Consider the following 19,534-nt stretch of genomic DNA (forward strand, 5'->3'; position numbering starts at 1 on the left):
ACCATGACCCAGCGAATCGAAATTCTCGAAAACGGTGTCGTGGTCGGCACCATCATTGCGGACGAAGAGGCTGCAGAGCAGCTCTATCCGGGCGCTTGGCGCCTAGCGGAGCAGCTGGAAGAGCCAGCGCCGCCGCCTGACCTGCGCATCACCCGCCTGGGCTTCTTGGACCGCTTCACTGACCCCGAAGCTGTTGGTATCGACCTGGCCTCGATTGGTGCCACAGTCGCTGCGGCGCAAGTGCGCCGATATCTGCACAAGGTCAATTCAGCCACGCACATCGACCTGGCGCGCGCGGATCTGCAGGCCGGTGTGCAGGCGCTGGAGGCAGCGGGCTTGCTGGCTGTGGGGCGGGCAGAGCAGATCCTGACCGCGCCGATCACGGACGTGGAACGCTACCGGGGGCAGTGATGCGCGCCGCCTTCTACAAGGCCACCCGCCCCGGCGTGCAAGGCCTCTACAGCCACGCCGTGCGGTGGGTGGACCGTGGCCCCTACAGCCATTGCGAGCTGGTGTTCTCCGATGGCATGAGCGCCAGCGCCAGTTGGGTGGATGGCGGTGTGCGCTTCAAGCGCATCGACTACGACCCGGATCACTGGGACTTCATCGAACTGCCCGACCACCCGGAGGCAGCTGCACGCGCCTGGTTTGAGGCGCACGAGGGCGAGCCCTACGACTTGCCCGGCAACCTGCGCTTCGTCTTCTGGCTGGTGCGCGAGGCGCCCGAGGGCTGGTTTTGTAGCGAGGCCTTGGCCGCAGCGCTGGGCATCCTGGAGCCCTGGCGATTGGGCCCCAACGGGCTGGCGGCGCTGCTGCTCAGCATGTACCCACAGCAACCCGCTTCGGCGGGTTTTTTTACGCCTGAAGGAACCCCATGAACTACATCAAGCACCTGCGGGCGGCCGGTGTGCCAGATCACTACCACCCGGCCGCCATCGCCGCCCTGGAGGGCGCCCGCGAGCGCGCGCAGGGCCTCACCTGGGCAAAGTGGCGCGTGCGCCTGTTCAAGGCGGGCAAGATCGCCCGGCTGCTGCCCTGGACGGCCGAGCGCCTGGTGGATGTGCGACCCGACCTGGCCGACTGGGACATAGCGCCCATGGTCAACATCACTGCGCACGGCGACAACGTGCCGTGGGTGGAGACACCCGAGGGCGGGCGCCCCGCGCCGGGCCAGTGGCTGGACCCTGCAGACGCGCAGGCCGTGGCTGCCAACTACTGGCTGCAAGGCACACACCCGCGCAGCCCCGAGAGCCGCAAGGCCTGGTACCGCCGCAACGCGGGCGAATACCGCGCATGGCGCCTGGGCGTGCCGGTGGACGTGGCCACCGGCGTGCAGGTGTGGCGGGGCGGCGGCGTGACGGTGCACCACTGCGGCGGCGCCTGGCAGCTGCAGGCCACCGAGCAGCTGGTGGGCCGGCTGCACCTGCAGATCCGCGTGGGCTATGAGATCAGCAACGTGTGGCACGAGCCATCGGGGCTGCAGGCCTGGTGGCCCATCGCGGGCCATGACCTGCGCGCGCCCGTCACCTGGTCCGTGCTGCCCGCTTGGGGGGCGCCGGATGCCTGAGCCCACCACCACGGCCGCAGGGGTGCTCACCGTGGCCACGGCTACGGCCACCAGCACCATGATCACGGCGTTTGGTGTGTCGCTGGGCCTGCGGGTCGATGTGCTGATTGCGGGCTTTGCTGGGGCGCTGGTGGCCATCATCCTGCTGAACGCAGTGCCGGGCAGCAGCGACACCTGGCGCGAGCTGCTGCGCACCACCGTGCGCCGCATGTTCGTGGCCTTCGCAAGCAGCCTGACAGCGGGCTACCTGGCGCCGCTGGCGCTGCTGGCTGCGCAGCTGCCCGACTCGCTGCTGCTGGGTGGCGCCTTTGCCGTGGGTGGTGGGGCGCAGCAGGTGCTGGTGTTCTTCATCAAGCGCTTGAGCGGCCAGGCGCAGCCCGTGCCGCAGCCACCAGGGGGAGGGGCCACGCCATGACCTTCACTCTGTCTGCCATCACCGTGCTGGGCCTGGTGCACTGGCTGTCGGGCGTCATCGTCCTGGCCGAGGCCCTGAACAAGCTGGAGCGCACGGCGCCCTGCAGGCGTGGCCTTGCGCCGCGCGAGCGCGCTACCGAATGGCTCAAAGCCATCGCCTGGGCCTTGCTGGCCGTGGGCGGGGCCGGGGCCTTCATCACGCCACTACTACCGCTGGAGACACCCACGCTGCAGGATGCCTGCGTGCTGCTGGGCTTCGCGGTGCTCATCGTTCGTACACGCGTCAAGGAGGGCTAGCACATGCAGCTCACGCAACACTTCACCCTGGCCGAGCTGACGGCCAGCAGCAAGGCCCGCCAGCTCGGGCTGGACAACACGCCACCGCCCGAGATCATGCCGCGCCTGGTGCTCACGGCCGAGATGCTGGAGCGCATCCGCAGCACGCTGGGCGTGCCCGTCATCGTGACCAGCGGCTACCGTAACCGCCAGGTCAACGAGGCCGTGGGCGGTGTCACCAGCAGCGACCACACCCAAGGCCACGCTGCTGACATCCAGGCGCCGAGCTACGGCACCCCCACGCAGATTGCGCGCTGCCTGGCGCCGCTGGTGTCGGTGCTGGGCATCGGCCAGCTGGCCCTGGAGGGCAAGAAGGGCAAGCAGTGGGTGCACGTCAGCACCCGCGTGCCCGACAAGGCCTCTAACCGCGTGATCACCATCACCGACCAGGGCGCCCAGCTGGGCATTCAGGAGTTGCCATGATCCCCGGCCTCTACACCTACGCAGCCACCGCCCTGGTGGCCGCAGCCATCGCCGCCACCGGCGCCTGGCGTGTGCAGGAGTGGCGCTGGGGCGCCAAAGAGGCGCAGCGCATGGAGATCGAGCGCCAGGCCGATGAGGCCCGCCAGACCGACGCCAGGCAGCAGCGCCAGTTCAACGATACCGCCAGCGGCCGCCACGCGGCCACGGTGGCCACCCTATCCAACAAGCTGGGAGACGCCCGTGCGCAAATCGCTACCCTGTCTGCTGATCGCCAGTGCCTTGACGCTCGCACTGTCGGCATGCTCAACAACCTCGGCACCGCCTCTTCGCTCGGGCTACGAACCCCTGCCAGCGAACCTGCAGGTAAGGCCGCAGCCATTGCCGCCCCTGAAACTGACCATACCCCTACCTCCGGCTACGCCAGTGAGCGGGACACAGCAGAGTGGATAGCCATTTGCGCCACGCGATACGGTGAGGTGGCCAGCCAGGTCAACCAGATCCTGGACATCGAGGAGCGCCGCCAGCAGGGGGCCAAGTGATGGCGGTGCACACGCATGCACACCAGGGCGCCCGCCCTGGCCCCGGCCGCAAGGCTGTCAAACAGTTGAATGAGCGCCTGCGGCGAGTGCAACGCGAGCTGGCCAGGGAGATGCAGGAGCGGGCGGGGCGCGGGTGCTACCCGGTGCGGGATGATGGGGCGCCGCCGCGAATTGACTAGCGTAGCGGTCCCCGTCAGTCGGTTAGCCTGGCTATGTGGCGACAGGAACGAAGTCGCCGTTGTTGCACTCGGGGCATCGGACTTTTAGCGACTTCTGCATGGCGAGTGTTGCGTTGGAGGGGTGATCGGCGTGATCCCACTGCGCGCCACAATTTTTGCATTTGACGTGTTCAACTTCGGCGGTGGGAACGCTGACATATTGTTGCGTGCGGCCTAACTCGCTGGATGGAATCAGGCCTTTTCCTATATTGCCGACGGCTTTGAAGTTGCTGTTTTCCCAGGTGGTCATGACGTCTCCTAAAGGTGATGCTGTAAGCGTATCTAGTCAGACCTCTTTCAGGTCTTACCTTTTTAAAAGATGGTGTGCTCCCGCTGCGGGAGTGGCCCCCGGGCTTAGACAATCAGCGGCACTACCCACCAGGCCTGCTTCAGATATCTGTGGTGCGCGTCAAAGTCCTGGCCCGTGAGTCGCATCCCGCCCTGCAACGCTCGCAGCTCCGCATGTTCGAGAGGTGGCAGCACTGCGGACTGGTCGGACGCCCCCTCTTTGGACAGCAGTAGGGCGTGGCGGAATGGCTCGCCAGTCTGGGGTCGCCGCAGCCGGTACACCAGCCAGCCGGTTTGCCCGTTGGCCTTGGCCACATCGTTCTGCAGGCGGTTGCCTTGGCCGTCATAGAGTCTGTAAACCGTGCAGTACATGCGCCCGTCCTTAAAACACTGTTAAAGCATACAGTGCTTTTTTCTTGCGAGGCTACGCCAAAACGCTGTTCGATCTGTGGCAGAATTCAGCCCAGACGCAAAGTGGTGCGGTTGATCGAGTGGTTATCGTCTAACTTGTTGATTTACAAGGCGGTCGATGGATTGCAAATCCGGTTAGTCCGGTTCGACTCCGGACCGCGCCTCCAGATATGGCCTGCAGCAGTGAAGCGATCAAAGCCTCTGGGCCGAGACGCTCGCAGGGATCGTGTCGATGGATGGTAGTTGGATGGAAATTTTTTGGCTTGCAATCGAATACGGCCAAAAATAGTTATATAATTTGAGGCTTGCTGATAAGCACTAACGGAAACGTTAGAGAAATCAGAAAATGCGGGAATAGCTCAGTTGGTAGAGCGCAACCTTGCCAAGGTTGAGGTCGAGAGTTCGAGACTCTTTTCCCGCTCCACATTTGAAAAGGGAAGCTTAGGCTTCCCTTTTTTCTTGGTGGTACGGAGCGTGCTGTTGTCAAACAGCGGTCCCGACCAGAGATGCGACAGGGCATTGCGCGCACGCGCTGCCCGGGTTACGCTGCAACGCAGGTATGCGCTCAGCAGCCGGCGCCCCGATGGTGAAATTGGTAGACACTGCGGACTTAAAATCCGCCGCTTTCCTGAAAAGGGGCGTGCCGGTTCGACCCCGGCTCGGGGCACCACTACGATTCAATCATGTCAAGTTACAACGCTCCCTTCGAAATCCACGTCCACGGACAGGTTCTCTTGCGTGCTGATGTCAGTTTTGACCAGCTCCAGGAGGCGCTCAAACCCCTGTGGAAGTACGCTGGAGCCCGTTCGCTGGCCGATGGCGCGGCCAGTGCCTATGAGGAAGAACCTGGCATCAAATACGACGCGCAGGAGCACTTGCTGCAGATGTGCTGGACGGTACGGGGTGACGAGGATTTCCGCCAGTCGCTCGACGAGATGTGCATGAGCCTCAATGAGCTGGCGGAGCAAGGCGCGGCCATCGAGGTCACCTTCTACGACACCGACTTTGATGAAGACGAAGAAGAGCAGGGTGCCGAGTCGCGCGATGACTTCGTGATGCTTTTCGTCGGCCCCACGCCCGCTGCCATCATGCAGGTGCAGCGTGATCTGCTGGTGCAAGACGTGGTGAACATGATGGAGCGCCACTTTGATGGCGCCGAGTTAGGGGGCGTGGTCGCAGAGATCGACAAGCTGTTCAGCCAGCGTTTTGATGCCCTGGTGAACTCCCTGGAGATCGGCAAGCCCCCGCGTGGCCCCGGCGGCCCAGGTGGTGGTCACGGCGGTGGTGGTGGCCGTCGTCCGCGCCACTTGCACTGACCTGCGTGGGCGTGCTGCGCTGAGTGGTGGTGCGCGCCATTCCGCGCATCGCCCTCCGATATCTCCCAGGCATTGGGTCAATTCTCCGAACGCTTCGATGCCTCTGTGTGGTCGCGCCACTCCATGCCCTGCGCGTCGCTGCCTTGTTGCCCATGAGCACTGATCTTCCGTATCTGCGTTCTTACCCCGCTTCGTTGCAAGACCAGGCGCGCGATCTGCTGGCACAGGGAAAGCTCGGGGCGGTTCTGCAGCGCAAGTATCCGCAGGCGCACGCCGTGCGCAGCGACAGGGCGCTCTACGACTATGCGCAGGAGCTCAAGGCACGCTACCTGCGCAATGCGGGTACGGTCAACAAGGTGCTGTTCGACAACAAGATCCACGTGGTGCGCCACGCGCTGGGCTTGCACACGGCGGTGTCGCGTGTGCAGGGCAACCGGCTGGCCGCCAAGCATGAGATTCGCATTGCCGCGATGTTCAAGCAGGCGCCCGAAGAGTTCCTGCGCATGATCGTTGTCCACGAGCTGGCCCATCTGCGCGAGAAGGACCACGACAAAGCCTTCTACCAGCTCTGCACCCATATGGAGCCGCAGTACCACCAGTACGAGTTCGATCTGCGCCTGTACCTCACCCATGTGGAGCAGGCAGGCACCCGGCTCTGGGGCAGCGACGCGTCCTGAAGACTCAGAGCCGTCACACCCAGTTGCTTCATAAATGATAGCGACTGGCACATATGGATCATGCACCAGAAGCAGATAGAGGCTGAATCAGGGAACTGAAACGCTCTGGCACTGGCTGGGGGGCAGGTCCAGCCACCGCTGGGCTGCTGCCTCCAGCATGGACACCGGCCCCGTGGTGAGCAATTGCACCGATGGGTTGCTTTGGAGGGGCGAAGGTTGATTGCATGGTTTGGATGGCTCGGGCACAGCGAGCAGACCTGCGGTCTCCAGCCGCCGCCGCGTCTGGCGCGCCACGGGCTCTCCAGTCTCAATGAACTGGACGTCAGGCCCCACCAGTGCGCGCAACTCGTGGGCCACAAAGATGTAGTGGGTGCAGCCCAGCACCAGGGTGTCCATCTGCCCGGGGCCTGTGCCAAAACTGCCCATCGCCTGAAGATAACGTTCGCACAGTGCGCCAGTCTCCGTGGCACCGACAGGACTGCCGGGGGCGGCGGGTGGCAGGGCCACGCTGCGCTCGATGGCGTGCGCCAGACCATCGCAGGGCTGCACTACAAAGTGGGCCTGGTCAGCCAGTGAGGCCATGAGCTTGCCGAACTTGGCGCTGGTCAATGTGCCCCGGGTGCCGATGACACCCACGTGCCCTGTTTTCGTCACTGCAAGAGCGGGCTTGACGGCCGGCTCCAGCCCCACGAGGGGCAACACCGGGTGGCTGCTTCGCACTTCATGAATGGCAGCCGCAGTGGCCGTGTTACACGCCACCACCAGGGCCTTGATGTGGTGCTGCTCGCACAGGTACTGGGTGATGGCATGGGTGCGGGCGGCCACATAGGCGTCGCCACGTTCGCCGTAGGGGGCGTGGCCGCTGTCGGCCAGGTACACAAAGCGCTCGTGGGGCATGGCGGCCAGCAGGGCACGCAGCACGCTCAGCCCCCCGACGCCGCTGTCAAATACACCGATAGGAGAAGAGGCCGACTGCATCAGGGAGCCCATGGTTGGACAAAAGGCTGGATTGTAGGAAAACCGCAGCTCCAGGCTGTATGCGCTGCGTTCTGTTACGGAGTGGGTAAAAACTCTGGCTGTGCGATCAAGCCCGGGGCTGGGCGATGACCGGCGGCGCCATGGAGCACGGGGGGCGGATCGATCAGCGCGCGGATGCTTTGGCCTTGCCGTTGCCACTGGGCGTTGCTTCCGCGACCTTCGGGTGCGACAGCAGGTAGTAGCGTTTGACCACGGCCTTTTGACCCTCTTGGCCCCCGGCGACCAGCTCGCCGCCGATGCTCACCAGCACGCCGGTGGCCTGGTTGAGTTGTGCGGCAAACGCGCACAGATACCAGGCAGCCTCTTCGCTCGCCAATTGCGCGGTATCGGTCTGCAGGATGTCGATGCCGTGCTCGCGCCCATACAGGCGTGTGAGCGCGCTGCCCGTGGCGAACGATTTGCGCTTCGGGTCTTTCAGGTCGGGCACGCGTTCAACGGCCTCCCATGCCCAGCGCCGGCTTTCGGGCCACCACGTGCCCAGCAGCTCCGCATCGAACACCGTGCGCTTGCCGCCACGGAGCACGGTGAAGGTCTTGTGGAAAAAGTCCAGCGTGCGCAGTTGGCTGCCTGCCAGGTGCTGGCTGTTCAGCAGCTGTTGGCGTTCGATGTGGGATGCGAGGCTGGCGTCCAGCAGCGCGGCTTCGCGGGCGGGCAGTGCACCGCCAAAGGCGGTCTGTGCGTCGCGCTGCGGAACCATGGGCGGGTTGGCGCTGGCGGACAGGGGCAGGGCGCCGATCAGCGTGGCCAGCAGCAGGGAGTAGAGGGGCTGTCGAAGGGTCTGCGCGAACCCGTGGTTCAAAAGCATGGTGGGGGCGGCAAACGCCGAAGAAGAGGAGTCGGGTCGAGCCCGTATTTTTGCCGAAGCGGATGCAGGGATGTGCGTCGGGGTGGCCACAAAAAAACCGCCCGAAGGCGGTTCCTTGTCATTGCACCTTGTGGTGTGGCGGCCACCTCGCGGGCCCAGCCACACCCACGCGCATCAGGCTGCGGCGACGCCGATGCCCTTGAACTCGCCCGAGGCGATGCGCTTTTGCCACTCGGCCGGGCCCGTGATGTGGGCGCTGGTGCCACCGGCGTCCACGGCCACGGTCACGGGCATGTCCACCACGTCGAATTCGTAGATGGCTTCCATGCCCAGGTCTTCAAAGCCCACGACCTTGGCGGTCTTGATGGCCTTGGAGACCAGGTAGGCTGCACCGCCCACGGCCATCAGGTAGGCGCTCTGATGCTTCTTGATGGCCTCGATGGCGACCGGGCCGCGCTCGGCCTTGCCCACCATGGCGATCAGCCCGGTCTGGGCCAGCATCATCTCGGTGAAGCCGTCCATGCGCGTGGCGGTGGTGGGGCCTGCAGGGCCCACGGCCTCGCCCTTGACGGGGTCCACAGGGCCCACGTAGTAGATCACGCGGTTGGTGAAGTCCACAGGCAGTTTCTCGCCCTTAGCCAGCATGTCCTGGATGCGCTTGTGCGCAGCATCGCGGCCGGTCAGCATCTTGCCGTTGAGCAGCAGCGTGTCGCCCGGCTTCCAGCTGGCGACTTCTTCCTTGGTCAGGGTGTCGAGGTTGACCTTCTTGCTCTTGTTGTAGTCGGGCGCCCAGTTCACGTTGGGCCACAGGTCCAGGCTCGGGGGCGTGAGGTACACGGGGCCCGAGCCGTCCATGACGAAGTGCGCGTGGCGTGTGGCGGCGCAGTTCGGGATCATTGCGATGGGCTTGCTGGCTGCGTGTGTGGGGTACATCTTGATCTTGACGTCCAGCACCGTGGTCAGGCCGCCCAGCCCTTGGGCGCCAATGCCCAGCGCGTTGACCTTTTCAAACAGCTCCAGGCGCAGCTCTTCGACCTTGTCGAGCGCGGGGCCGCCGGTCTTGGCGGCTTCGGCCTTGGCCTGCAGTTCGTACATGTCCAGGTCGTCCATCAGGCTTTCCTTGGCCATGAGCACGGCCTTTTCGGCCGTACCGCCAATGCCGATGCCCAGCATGCCGGGCGGGCACCAGCCAGCGCCCATGGTGGGCACGGTCTTGAGCACCCAGTCCACCACGTTGTCGCCGGGGTTGAGCATGTACATCTTGGACTTGTTCTCCGAGCCGCCGCCCTTGGCCGCCACGGTGATGTCCACGGTGTTGCCGGGCACGATCTCGGTGAAGATCACGGCAGGGGTGTTGTCCTTGGTGTTCTTGCGGGCGAACTGCGGATCGGCCACGACCGAGGCGCGCAGTGTGTTGTCCGGGTGGTTGTAGCCCCGGCGCACGCCTTCGTTGATGGCGTCGTCCAGGCTGCCGCTGAAGCCCTCCCAGCGCACGTCCATGCCCACTTTCAGGAACACGTTGACGATACCGGTGTCCTGGCAGATGGGGCGCTGGCCGGTGGCGCTCATCTTGCTGTTGGTCAGGATCTGGGCGATCGCATCCTTGGCCGCCGGACTCTTCTCGCGCTCGTAGGCTCGGGCCAGGTGGGCGATGTAGTCGGTGGGGTGGTAGTAGCTGATGTACTGCAGTGCGCCGGCAATGGATTCGATCAGGTCTTCTTGGCGAATGGTCGTCGTGGTCATGGCGGTGGGGGTTTTAGGGAAAACGCGAACTCCGAATTATCTCCCGGCGGGCTTGCGCGGGCCTGTCAGGGGCGATAGGGGGTGGTAGCGCGCCATGGCCTTCGGTGGGTATGCTGCGGGCTGGTGTTTCATTCATTCCCATCCGCTCACCGAGCGCGCAAGGCCCTACCGTGAAGACCTCTACCCCCGACGCGACCGCATACCGCACCGAAAAAGACACCTTCGGCCCCATCGATGTGCCTGCCCAGCGCCTGTGGGGGGCGCAGACGCAGCGCTCGCTGCACCACTTCGCCATCTCGGGCGAGCGCATGGCGCCGGAGCTGATCCGGGCGCTGGCCCAGGTCAAGCGGGCCAGCGCCTATGTGAACAACGCGTTGGGCCTGCTCGAGGCGGCCAAGACCACGGCCATCGTGGCGGCGGCAGACGAGGTGATCGAAGGTGGTCACCTGCAGGAGTTTCCGCTGGTGGTGTGGCAGACCGGATCGGGCACGCAGACCAACATGAACATGAACGAGGTGCTGGCCAACCGGGCGAGCGAGCTGCTGGGTGGCCCGCGCGGCGAAGCGCGCCTGGTGCATCCCAACGACGAGGTGAACAAGAGCCAGTCGAGCAACGACGTGTTCCCCACCGCGATGCACCTGGCCGCGGTGGACGCACTGATGCACCGCCTGCTGCCCGCGCTGCACGGCCTGCGCACCACGCTGGCGGCCAAGGCGAAGGCGTTCGACAGCATCGTGAAGATTGGGCGCACGCACCTGCAGGACGCCACGCCCCTCACGCTCGGCCAGGAGATCTCGGGCTGGGTGGCGCAGCTGCAGCATGGCGAGCAGCATGTGCGCGCCGCGCTGCCCCATCTGGGCGAGCTGGCCTTGGGTGGCACGGCGGTGGGCACGGGGCTCAATGCGCCCGCCGGTTATGCGCAGGCCGTGGCCAAGGAGCTGGCCGACCTGACCGGCCTGCCGTTGGTCACCGCCCCCAACAAGTTCGAGGCCCTGGCCAGTTGTGATGCGCTGGTGCATGCCCATGGCGCGCTCAAGACCCTGGCGGCCAGCCTGATGAAGATTGCCAACGACGTGCGCTGGCTGGCCAGCGGCCCGCGCAGCGGGCTGGGCGAGATCACCATCCCCGAGAACGAGCCGGGCTCGTCCATCATGCCGGGCAAGGTCAACCCCACGCAGTGCGAGGCGCTGACCATGCTGTGCGCGCAGGTGCTGGGCAACGACGTGGCCATCAACATCGGCGGGGCCTCGGGCAACTTCGAGCTGAACGTGTTCCGCCCGATGGTGATCCACAACTTCTTGCAGAGCGTGCGCTTGCTGGCCGATGGCATGGCCAGCTTCAACGAGCACTGCGCCGTGGGCATCGAGCCCAACCAAGCGCGTATCAACGACCTGGTGGAGCAGTCGCTGATGCTGGTGACGGCACTGAATCCCCACATCGGCTACGACAAGGCCGCCTTCATTGCCAAGAAGGCGCACAAGGAGGGCACCAGCCTGCGCGCCGCCGCCGTGGCCTCGGGGCATGTGACGGGCGAGCAGTTTGACCAGTGGGTGGTGCCTGCGCAGATGGTGGGGCGCTGAGTCTGCAGGGCTGTTTGGTGGGATTACCGTGGCGTTTTTGAGCCAAATGCACCGGTAGCGCTAGTGCTGCATGCTTGAGTAGCTATCAAATTGATAGTTATCGGACCCAGGGGGTGTCGCTGGCAGCCTGCCCGTCAGGCCGCTGGCGTGCCCTCGTGGTTCGGGTCCAGCGCAAAGCCTACGCCATACACCGAGCGGATCCAGTCGCTGCCGTCCGTGCTGGCGGCTTTGAGCTTCTTGCGCAGGTTCTTGATGTGGCTGTCGATGGCGCGCTCGTTCACGTCCAGCGTGTCGTCGTAGGCCTGGTCGAGCAGCTGGGCGCGCGAGAAGATGCGGCCCCGCTGGCGCGCCAGCACCTGCAGCAATTTGAACTCGCGCCGCGTGAGGCCCAGCGGCGTGCCATGCAGCGTGGCCTGCCAGTGCGACTCGTCCAGCATCAAGGCGGCAAGTGGCGTGCTGGCAGAGGAAGCCTCCTGCGCTGCAGCGGTGCGGCGCAGCACAGCCTTGACGCGGGCCACCACCTCGCGCGGCGAAAACGGCTTGCAGACGTAGTCGTCGGCGCCCAGCTCCAGCCCGATGAGGCGGTCCACCTCTTCCACCCTGGCGGTGAGCATGATGATGGGGTGCTGCGTGTGGCGCCGCGCCTGGCGCAATATCTCCAGCCCGTCGATGCCGGGCAGCATGATGTCCAGCAGCGTGAGGTCGGGCGGCGTGGTGAGCATGCTCGCCAGCGCGGCGCGGCCCTCGGCCTGGTGCTCCACCGCATAGCCCGCGTGGCGCAGGTAATCCACCACGATGGCGGCGATGTCGGGTTCGTCTTCGACGACAAGGATGCGTGGGCTCATGGTGCCGGGTTGTCCAGAAGGGGCAAGTTCAGTGTGATGCGCAGCCCGCCCAGGGGCGATGCCTCGGCCGTCAGCGTGCCGCCGTGGGCAAGCGCGATGGCGCGGCAGATCGCCAGGCCCAGGCCTGATCCGCCGTGGTCGCGGTTGCGCGAGGTTTCAGCGCGGTACAGGCGCTCAAAGATACGGGGCAGCTCGTGCGCGGGCACGCCGGGCGCGCTGTCGTCCAGCTGCACCTGCAGCTGGGGGGCTCCATCGGCCGGTGGCAGCAGGCGCGCCGCAATGCGCAGCAGGCCGCCCGCGTCGGTGTAGCGCAGGCTGTTTTCCAGCAGGTTCAAAAACACCTGGTGCAGCTGCTGCGCGTCGCCGCGCACCAGGGGGGCCGGCTGGGCGGCGCCTGGTGCGGCCAGGGCATCCAGGCCGCTGGTGTCCACATCGATGCCCGCCTGCGCCAGGCGGGGGCGCATGGAGGCCAGCGCTTCGTTCAGCAGCGACAGCGGGTGCACGGGCACCTGGGCCGAGGGTGCGCTGGTGCCCACCGCATCCAGGCTGGCGCGCAGGTCGCCCACCAGCTGGATCAGGCGCATCACCTGTCGGTGCAGGCGCAGCGCGGTCTTGTCGTCAAAGGGGCGGATGCCATCCTGCACAGCCTCGATCTCGGCGCGCATGGCGGCCAGGGGCGTGCGCAGCTCGTGGGCCACGTCGCCCAGCCATTGGCGGCGGCTGGCTTCGATGCTGCCCAGTTGTTCGGCCATGGTGTTGAAGGTTCGGGCCAGCTGGGCCAGTTCGTCGTTGCCGTGCACGGGCACGCGGGTGTGCAGGTGACCCTGCGCAATGCCGCGTGCGCCGGTGGCCAGGGCCTCGACCGGGGCCAGCCAGCGCCGTGCCAGCCAGCCCGACAGGACCAGCGCCAGGGCCAGGCCGACCAGGCCCGTCCACGCCACAAAGCCCAGGTGCTGGGCCAGAAAGGCCTGGTCGGCCTCGCTGCGCACGCCCTGCGGGGGTGCCAGCACCAGGTGCCCGATGGTCTGGCCACCGGCGCCACGCAACGCCAGGCGTGCGCCCCCCGGCTGGGGCGGTGTGCCTGCGACCAGCTGATCTTGTGCATCGAGCAGGCCCAGGCGGGGGTAGATGTCATCCGGGTGGCGCTGGGGTGGCGCTGGGCCCCGGTCCAGGGGCCGCAGGTCGCCGGGTGGAGGTGGGGGCGGGCTGTTGCCAAGGTCAGCGCCACGGCCACTGTCACTGTCACTGGCATTGGAAGGAGGGGGGTTGGCCGTGCCAGGGGGCTCCGACGGGAGGCCGGGCGGCGAGCCGCTGGGGGGGCGGGCGCCACCCGGCCCGCGTGGACCGCCGCCCGGGTGGGTCAGCCGTCCCCACAGGGACGACTGCCCCCGCAGGCTGTCCCAGCCGCCTGCCTGGGTGTGGTGGGCCTGCAGGCGCTCGGCCAGCCAGTCCATGCGGGCCAGCTCGATCTCGGCCACATACGGCCCCAGGCCCCGCTGCAGGCCCAGGCGCGAGAACCCCACAAAGATCAGCAACAGCGCCAGCAGCAGGGCGGCCAGGGCGATGAAGGCTTTGCGGTGCAGCGTCAGATGGGGCACGGGGACGAGGGAGCGCTGGGGCGGCATGGTGGGTCAGCGGGCGGGGGGCGGGCCACCTGCGCCGGGGCCACCAGGCCCGCCAGCGGGCATGGCCACCAGGGTGCCGTCCATTGTGCGGCAAGTGCCTGCGAGGCTCTTGCCGTCGGGCATGGTCAGCGTGACGGAGGCACCTTCGGTCTTGCCCTTGCAGGCGGCGTAGGCCTCGGGTGGCGGGGCGGGCGGCGTGCCGCGGGATGGCTGGGCGTGGCTGGGGAATGCTGCGGCGATGGATGCCAGGGCCAGTGCGGCCAAAAGGGTGTGGATCTTGAACATCGGGCGTCTTTCTGGTGATCGAAACAACAGGGTGAATGGAAGAAACGAGGGGCTCAGACCGCGATCGAAATCGTGATGCTGGCCGAGTAGCCGCCACCAGTGTTGGCCTGCATGGTGGTCATCTCCAGCGTGGTGCCATCGCTGAAGACGTTGTCCGTGGCAAACGACATGGAGGCCAGGTTGCGCACGCTGGCGCTGTAGCCCGAATTGCTGCTGTAGATGCTGCTGAGCAGTGCGGTGGGGAACGCCAGTTGCGTGGTCTTGATCTTGTTCGCGGCCTTGGTGGCCGATGCCAGCGTGGGGTAGATCTCCAGGTGCATGTGCGGCATGCGGCCCGCATAGCAGCCCGGAACGATGGTGGTGAAGGTCACGGTGCCGTTGGCGTCCGTGGCCTGCACGCCGCGCAGGTAGTTGTCGGCGATGTTGTTGGAGGTGTAGACCGAGTAGTTGCCGTCTTGCGTGCAGTGCCACAGGTAGATGGCGTAGCCCGACAACGCCGCGCAGCTGGCGCTGGTGTTCGTCAGCGTGATGGTGATGGACAGCGGCACGCCGCTGACCTGGGTGGACGATCCCACTGAAGTGCGGATGTCCGAGCGCACGATGCCGCTGAGCGCGAGCACGTTGTACGTGTTGTTGCTGGCCGTGGAGCCGTCGGCAGGGTAGGGCCCTGCGGTTTCCTCGGGGACGACGGAGCAGGTGGTGGTTGTGCCGGTGCCTGTTCCGGTGCCAGTGCCAGATCCGGTACCGCTGCCGGTGCCGGTGCCAGACCCGGAGTCCGTGCTGCTGCCAGAGTCGGTGCTGGTGCTGTCACTGCCGCCGCCGCAGCCCCACAGGGAGGCGACGCCCAGCGAGCCGAGCGCGCTCAATGCCAGGCGGCGGCTGGTGGCGGTGTGTGTGGACGGGGAGGCTGCCGCAGCGGGTGCTTGCGCCGCGGCTGCGGTCGGGAAGAGAGAGGACAGAGGGGGCATGGATTTCTCCTTCGGGTGGGTCTGCACCGCACTGTGCCTACCGATTGAGGAGAAATCTGGGAGCGCCCAGGGCGCTGAATACCGAAGGGTGCTTACTTCAAATTTGATAGCTGCCAGTGCATACGCCACCAGCGCTACTGGCACTTTTGACTGATATTCTGGTCCCGGGGGCTCCCCCGGCGTTGCCGGGGAGCGTGGGGACCGTCGCCGTGCTCAGTGGCGGTCCGACGAGTGCGACATCAGCCGGTCGGTCAGCGCAATGGCCAGGGCGCTGAGCAGGAACACCACATGGATGATGGTTTGCCACATCAGCACCTTGAGGTCGTAGTTGGCGGCGTTGATGAAGGTCTTGAGCAGGTGGATGGAGCTGATGCCGATGATGGCGGTGGCCAGCTTGACCTTGAGCACCGAGGCGTTCACGTGGCTCAGCCACTCGGGCTGGTCGGGGTGGTCTTCCAGGTGCAGGCGCGAGACAAAGGTCTCGTAGCCGCCGACGATCACCATGATCAGCAGGTTGGAGATCATCACCACGTCGATCAGCGCCAGCACCACCAGCATGATGATGGTCTCGTTGAGCGCGGTGACCTGGAAATCACTCTTGTAGCCAATGCTGGACACCAGGCTCTGCAGGGCCGCCGTGTTGCCAAACGCGGCTTCGATCAGGTGCACCAGTTCCACCCAGAAATGGAACACATACACCGCCTGCGCCAGGATCAGGCCCAGATACAGGGGCAGTTGCAGCCACCGGCTGGCGAAGATCATGGAAGGCAGGGGGCGCAGTGGCGCTGGAGGCTTGTGTTGGGGAGAGGACATGGCACTCGCAAAGGGTTGCAGGAGGCGCGATTTTAGGGGGGCAGCATGTCCCTGCGGTGGCAGGTGGGTCTGCGCAGCCGGTGGCCCGGCCCTTGGCGACAGGCGGGCCGCAATGGCGTACTCTGTAAGCTTCGCGCCAGTCAGTGGCCTGTAAGTGCCGCGCCCGACAGTACCGGCCAATTCCAATTCCCATTAGATCCAGGAGACAACACCATGACTGCGCCCACATCCGCCATCGAGTCCGTGCTGGTTGAGAACCGCGTGTTCCCGCCCTCGGACGCCATCGTCAAAGCCGCGCGCGTGTCCGGCATGGCTGGGTATGACGCACTGTGTGCCGAGGCCGAAAAGGACTTCGAGGGCTTCTGGGCGCGCCAGGCACGCGGCAACCTGCAGTGGACCAAGCCTTTCACCCGCACGCTGGACGAGTCCAACGCGCCGTTCTTCCAGTGGTTTGCCGATGGCGAACTCAATGCCTCGGCCAACTGCCTGGACCGCCACATCGGCACCGCCACCGAGAACAAGACGGCCATCATCTTTGAAGCCGACGATGGCGCGGTCACCAAGATCACCTACAAGGAATTGCTGGCCCGCGTGAGCCAGTTTGCCAACGCGCTCAAGGCCCATGGCGTGGCCAAGGGCGACCGCGTGCTGATCTACATGCCCATGACCATTGAGGGCGTGATCGCCATGCAGGCCTGCGCCCGCATTGGCGCCACGCACAGCGTGGTGTTTGGCGGCTTTAGCGCCAAGGCCGTGCACGAGCGCATCATCGATGCCGGTGCCGTGGCCGTGATCACCGCTAACTACCAGATGCGCGGCGGCAAGGAGCTGCCGCTCAAGGCCATCATTGATGAAGCCCTGGCCATGGGTGGTTGCGACACCATCCGCAACGTGTTCGTCTACCAGCGCACGGCCACGGCCTGCAACATGGTGGCGGGGCGCGACAAGACCTTTGCCGAAGCACTGTCAGGTCAAAGCACCGAATGCGCTCCGGTGGCCGTGGGTGCCGAGCACCCGCTGTTCATCCTGTACACCAGCGGCTCCACCGGCAAGCCCAAGGGCGTGCAGCACAGCACCGGCGGCTACCTGCTGTGGGCCAAGATGACGATGGACTGGACGTTCGACCTGCGCGCCGACGACGTGTTCTGGTGCACGGCCGACATTGGCTGGATCACGGGCCACACCTACGTCGCCTACGGCCCACTGGCTGCAGGCGCCACGCAGATCATCTTTGAAGGCATCCCCACCTTCCCGAACGCGGGCCGCTTCTGGCAGATGATCGAGCGCCACAAGTGCACCATCTTCTACACCGCCCCCACCGCCATCCGCTCGCTCATCAAGGCGGCCGAAGCCGACGAGGCGGTACACCCCGCGCGCTCCGACCTGTCGAGCCTGCGCATCCTGGGCAGCGTGGGCGAGCCCATCAACCCCGAAGCCTGGATGTGGTACCACAAGAACGTGGGCGGCGAGCGCTGCCCCATCGTGGACACCTTCTGGCAGACCGAAACCGGCGGCCATGTCATCACCCCGCTGCCCGGCGCCACACCGCTGGTGCCCGGCAGCTGCACGCTGCCCCTGCCCGGCATCACGGCCGCCATCGTGGACGAGGTGGGCAACGACGTGCCTAATGGCGCCGGTGGCATCCTGGTCATCAAGCGCCCCTGGCCCAGCATGATCCGCACCATCTGGAACGATCCCGAGCGTTTCAAGAAGAGCTACTTCCCCGAAGAACTCAAGGGCTACTACCTGGCAGGCGACGGCGCGGTGCGCAGTGCCGACCGGGGCTACTTCCGCATCACCGGCCGCATCGACGACGTGCTGAACGTGTCCGGTCACCGCATGGGCACGATGGAGATCGAATCCGCCCTGGTCGCCAAGACCGACCTCGTGGCCGAAGCCGCTGTGGTGGGCCGCCCTGACGACGTGACCGGTGAGGCCATCTGTGCGTTTGTGGTGCTCAAGCGCTCGCGCCCCACCGGCGAGGAAGCCAAGCAGATCGCCAACGAACTGCGCAACTGGGTGGCCAAGGAGATTGGCCCCATTGCCAAGCCGAAGGACATCCGCTTTGGCGACAACCTGCCCAAGACCCGCAGCGGCAAGATCATGCGCCGCCTGCTGCGCAGCATTGCCAAGGGCGAGGCCATCACCCAGGACACCAGCACGCTGGAGAATCCGGCAATTCTGGATCAGTTGGCCCAGACCAACTGATCCAGAAGGCGCCGTGCAACGGCGCCAACGCGCAGCGCTTGCCCGATTCGGGGACACTCATATCGCGCAGCGATGTGATGTGGCCACAAAACCTTGGTATCTCACCCGCCGCCCCTTGATCGAAGCTGCAAGGCTGATTGATCCAGGAGGCGCCGTGCAGCCCCACCAGCGCGCAGCGCTTGTGTGGCTACAAAACCATTTGATCACCCCGGTACGTGATCGAAGCATCGGGCCTGCTCACCCGGTGGGCCTGCAGCGCGCTTTGTAGGACGTGATCTCCAATCAGTCCTGCGCCGGCAGCAATTGCCCGTGTATGCGTTACAACGGCAGCATGGCGTGACCGGCCACCCTGGCCAAGCGCTGCTGACCGGAGATTTCCCATGCACTTGCGTTCCATCGTTTTGCTGTTGACGGTGCTGGTGATTGCCGCACTGGCAGCATTGAACTGGCCTGCGCTGGCCGCCCCTTCCCTGGTATCGCTGGGGGTGGTGTCATTTGAAGCGCCGCTCGGGTTGCTCATGCTGGCGCTTACCGCCTTGTTGGGCATCTTCTTCGTGGCCTACGTGTTGTCGCTGCAGGGCTCCGTACTGCTCGAAACCCGCCGCCACACCAAAGAGATGCAGGCACAGCGCGAGCTGGCTGACAAGGCCGAGGCGTCCCGCTTCACAGAGCTGCGTACATTCCTTGAAATCCAGCACAGTCAGGCCCATGCGGCGGTTTTGGCGCGGCTGGACCACCTGGAGGCCCGCCTCGCCGCGCGCGCCGAGGAGTCTGACAACACCACGGCGGCCTATGTGGGCCAGTTGGAGCAGCAGCTGCGCTCCCGCAATTCGCTGGTGACCCCCATCGTGTAGGGCCTATCCTGTGGGTGATGTCCTGGAAGGCGCAGGTACTGTCTGCGCACTCAGAGGGGCGCGGGCGTCGTCCGCAGGCATTAAAAAAGCCGCGTCACTGATCGTGCGCGGCTTTTTGTTGGGGCCGGGACGGTAGAACCCGCGGCCACCACAAGGGCGGCAAATTACTTTTGCGTCAGCACCCAGGCAGCCAGCTTCTTCGCTTCGGCGTCACTCACTTGCGCATTGGCGGGCATGGGTACTGGACCCCACACGCCAGAGCCACCCTTGACGATCTTGGCAGCCAGCTTGTCCACGGCGTCCTTCTGGCCAGCGTATTTCGCTGCCACGTCCTTGTAGGCAGGCCCCACCAGTTTCTTGTCCACTGCGTGGCAAGCCATGCAGTTCTTGGAGGTGGCCAAGGCCAAGTCGGCCATCGCGGGTGCCGCAACCGACAGCGTCAAGGCGAGTGTGATCAGGGAACGCTTCATGGTGGGAATTCCTGTGGTTGAGTTACAGTGCTTTTAATGCGATTGTAGTGACTTGGGTTGACACGCAGTTGTCCCTGGTCAATCCCGCTTTTCGCGGCATTCTTTGGAGAG

23 protein-coding genes and 3 tRNA genes are annotated in these 19,534 nt (G+C 65.6%); 15 read left to right on the forward strand and 11 right to left on the reverse strand.

Features of this window, described 5'->3' with window-relative positions:
• The first annotated feature begins 3 nt into the window (after positions 1-3).
• From ACTJKQ_RS13405 to ACTJKQ_RS13435, 7 genes are read left to right on the forward strand one after another with little or no spacing between them, the layout of a single operon-like run.
• Positions 4-411, forward strand: coding sequence for a hypothetical protein (locus tag ACTJKQ_RS13405; RefSeq protein WP_440597110.1), 408 nt, complete (start codon positions 4-6; stop codon positions 409-411).
• Positions 411-878 carry a hypothetical protein gene (locus tag ACTJKQ_RS13410; protein WP_440597111.1) on the forward strand — a complete coding sequence of 156 codons (468 nt, stop codon included), beginning with the start codon at positions 411-413 and terminating at the stop codon, positions 876-878. The genes ACTJKQ_RS13405 and ACTJKQ_RS13410 overlap by 1 nt, the downstream gene beginning before the upstream one ends.
• Positions 875-1,567, forward strand: coding sequence for a hypothetical protein (locus tag ACTJKQ_RS13415; RefSeq protein WP_440597112.1), 693 nt, complete (start codon positions 875-877; stop codon positions 1,565-1,567). The genes ACTJKQ_RS13410 and ACTJKQ_RS13415 overlap by 4 nt, the downstream gene beginning before the upstream one ends.
• Entirely contained in the window at positions 1,560-1,982 is a 423-nt protein-coding gene (locus ACTJKQ_RS13420; protein WP_440597113.1) for a hypothetical protein, read from the forward strand. Before ACTJKQ_RS13415 ends, ACTJKQ_RS13420 begins: the two co-directional genes overlap by 8 nt.
• Complete coding sequence (locus ACTJKQ_RS13425) at positions 1,979-2,278, forward strand: hypothetical protein (RefSeq protein ID WP_440597114.1); 300 nt, start codon at positions 1,979-1,981, stop codon at positions 2,276-2,278. The genes ACTJKQ_RS13420 and ACTJKQ_RS13425 overlap by 4 nt, the downstream gene beginning before the upstream one ends.
• A 3-nt stretch (positions 2,279-2,281) precedes the next feature.
• The gene (locus ACTJKQ_RS13430) at positions 2,282-2,740 is read left to right on the forward strand and encodes a D-Ala-D-Ala carboxypeptidase family metallohydrolase (protein ID WP_440597115.1); all 459 of its coding nucleotides are present in this window, start codon (positions 2,282-2,284) and stop codon (positions 2,738-2,740) included.
• Positions 2,737-3,279, forward strand: coding sequence for a hypothetical protein (locus ACTJKQ_RS13435; RefSeq protein ID WP_440597116.1), 543 nt, complete (start codon positions 2,737-2,739; stop codon positions 3,277-3,279). The genes ACTJKQ_RS13430 and ACTJKQ_RS13435 overlap by 4 nt, the downstream gene beginning before the upstream one ends.
• Before the next feature lie 210 nt (positions 3,280-3,489).
• On the opposite strand, the gene ACTJKQ_RS13440 is transcribed toward ACTJKQ_RS13435, so the two are convergent.
• Both ACTJKQ_RS13440 and ACTJKQ_RS13445 read right to left on the reverse strand, forming a co-directional pair.
• On the reverse strand, positions 3,490-3,747 hold the full coding sequence (locus ACTJKQ_RS13440; RefSeq protein WP_440597117.1) for a hypothetical protein: 258 nt from the start codon (positions 3,745-3,747) through the stop codon (positions 3,490-3,492).
• Positions 3,748-3,851: 104 nt separating this feature from the next.
• A complete protein-coding gene (locus ACTJKQ_RS13445; protein ID WP_440597118.1) occupies positions 3,852-4,157 on the reverse strand; it encodes a hypothetical protein in 306 nt (101 codons plus the stop codon).
• A 104-nt stretch (positions 4,158-4,261) separates the two neighbouring features.
• On the opposite strand from ACTJKQ_RS13445, the gene ACTJKQ_RS13450 reads away from it, so the two are divergent.
• The 5 genes from ACTJKQ_RS13450 (at position 4,262) to ACTJKQ_RS13470 (ending at position 6,189) form a co-directional block, all read left to right on the forward strand.
• Positions 4,262-4,363, forward strand: a tRNA-Cys gene (locus tag ACTJKQ_RS13450).
• Positions 4,364-4,544: 181 nt separating this feature from the next.
• Positions 4,545-4,620, forward strand: a tRNA-Gly gene (locus tag ACTJKQ_RS13455).
• 153 nt (positions 4,621-4,773) lie between these two features.
• Positions 4,774-4,866 (forward strand) — tRNA-Leu (locus tag ACTJKQ_RS13460).
• Between the two features lie 13 nt (positions 4,867-4,879).
• A complete protein-coding gene (locus tag ACTJKQ_RS13465; RefSeq protein ID WP_056064478.1) occupies positions 4,880-5,512 on the forward strand; it encodes a DUF6806 family protein in 633 nt (210 codons plus the stop codon).
• Positions 5,513-5,664: 152 nt separating this feature from the next.
• Complete coding sequence (locus tag ACTJKQ_RS13470; RefSeq protein WP_056064476.1) at positions 5,665-6,189, forward strand: M48 metallopeptidase family protein; 525 nt, start codon at positions 5,665-5,667, stop codon at positions 6,187-6,189.
• 87 nt (positions 6,190-6,276) lie between these two features.
• Here the strand turns inward: ACTJKQ_RS13470 and murI are convergent, their stop codons facing one another.
• The 3 genes from murI to ACTJKQ_RS13485 form a co-directional block, all read right to left on the reverse strand.
• On the reverse strand, positions 6,277-7,167 hold the full coding sequence (murI, locus tag ACTJKQ_RS13475) for a glutamate racemase (protein ID WP_440597176.1): 891 nt from the start codon (positions 7,165-7,167) through the stop codon (positions 6,277-6,279).
• A 163-nt stretch (positions 7,168-7,330) separates the two neighbouring features.
• Positions 7,331-8,032 carry a DUF6882 domain-containing protein gene (locus ACTJKQ_RS13480; protein ID WP_440597119.1) on the reverse strand — a complete coding sequence of 234 codons (702 nt, stop codon included), beginning with the start codon at positions 8,030-8,032 and terminating at the stop codon, positions 7,331-7,333.
• Positions 8,033-8,206: 174 nt separating this feature from the next.
• A complete protein-coding gene (locus tag ACTJKQ_RS13485) occupies positions 8,207-9,775 on the reverse strand; it encodes a fumarate hydratase (protein ID WP_121942538.1) in 1,569 nt (522 codons plus the stop codon).
• Between the two features lie 170 nt (positions 9,776-9,945).
• Between ACTJKQ_RS13485 and fumC the strand changes: the two genes are divergently transcribed.
• A complete protein-coding gene (gene fumC, locus ACTJKQ_RS13490; protein WP_056747216.1) occupies positions 9,946-11,355 on the forward strand; it encodes a class II fumarate hydratase in 1,410 nt (469 codons plus the stop codon).
• Positions 11,356-11,489: 134 nt separating this feature from the next.
• Here the strand turns inward: fumC and ACTJKQ_RS13495 are convergent, their stop codons facing one another.
• From ACTJKQ_RS13495 to ACTJKQ_RS13515, 5 genes are all read right to left on the reverse strand, one after another.
• Positions 11,490-12,200: a response regulator gene (locus ACTJKQ_RS13495; RefSeq protein WP_440597120.1), complete on the reverse strand. Its 711-nt coding sequence runs from the start codon at positions 12,198-12,200 to the stop codon at positions 11,490-11,492.
• The gene (locus tag ACTJKQ_RS13500) at positions 12,197-13,825 is read right to left on the reverse strand and encodes an ATP-binding protein (RefSeq protein WP_440597121.1); all 1,629 of its coding nucleotides are present in this window, start codon (positions 13,823-13,825) and stop codon (positions 12,197-12,199) included. The genes ACTJKQ_RS13495 and ACTJKQ_RS13500 overlap by 4 nt, the downstream gene beginning before the upstream one ends.
• Positions 13,826-13,831: 6 nt before the next feature.
• Positions 13,832-14,110: a hypothetical protein gene (locus ACTJKQ_RS13505; RefSeq protein WP_099730670.1), complete on the reverse strand. Its 279-nt coding sequence runs from the start codon at positions 14,108-14,110 to the stop codon at positions 13,832-13,834.
• A 53-nt stretch (positions 14,111-14,163) separates the two neighbouring features.
• Entirely contained in the window at positions 14,164-15,078 is a 915-nt protein-coding gene (locus ACTJKQ_RS13510; RefSeq protein ID WP_440597122.1) for a dioxygenase family protein, read from the reverse strand.
• 213 nt (positions 15,079-15,291) lie between these two features.
• Positions 15,292-15,891 (reverse strand): TIGR00645 family protein, encoded by a 600-nt coding sequence (locus ACTJKQ_RS13515; protein WP_056064456.1) that lies wholly within the window; start codon positions 15,889-15,891, stop codon positions 15,292-15,294.
• A 213-nt stretch (positions 15,892-16,104) separates the two neighbouring features.
• Here ACTJKQ_RS13515 and acs point away from each other — a divergent pair, with 213 nt between their 5' ends.
• Together acs and ACTJKQ_RS13525 are read left to right on the forward strand one after the other, a co-directional pair.
• Positions 16,105-18,099, forward strand: coding sequence for an acetate--CoA ligase (acs, locus tag ACTJKQ_RS13520; protein WP_440597123.1), 1,995 nt, complete (start codon positions 16,105-16,107; stop codon positions 18,097-18,099).
• A gap of 380 nt (positions 18,100-18,479) precedes the next feature.
• Positions 18,480-18,953, forward strand: coding sequence for a hypothetical protein (locus tag ACTJKQ_RS13525; RefSeq protein ID WP_056747132.1), 474 nt, complete (start codon positions 18,480-18,482; stop codon positions 18,951-18,953).
• 164 nt (positions 18,954-19,117) lie between these two features.
• On the opposite strand, the gene ACTJKQ_RS13530 is transcribed toward ACTJKQ_RS13525, so the two are convergent.
• Positions 19,118-19,423 carry a c-type cytochrome gene (locus ACTJKQ_RS13530; protein WP_056747133.1) on the reverse strand — a complete coding sequence of 102 codons (306 nt, stop codon included), beginning with the start codon at positions 19,421-19,423 and terminating at the stop codon, positions 19,118-19,120.
• Positions 19,424-19,534: the final 111 nt, after the last annotated feature.

Source organism: Acidovorax sp. 22279 (assembly GCF_052045435.1).
Lineage (GTDB): Bacteria > Pseudomonadota > Gammaproteobacteria > Burkholderiales > Burkholderiaceae_C > Acidovorax > Acidovorax delafieldii.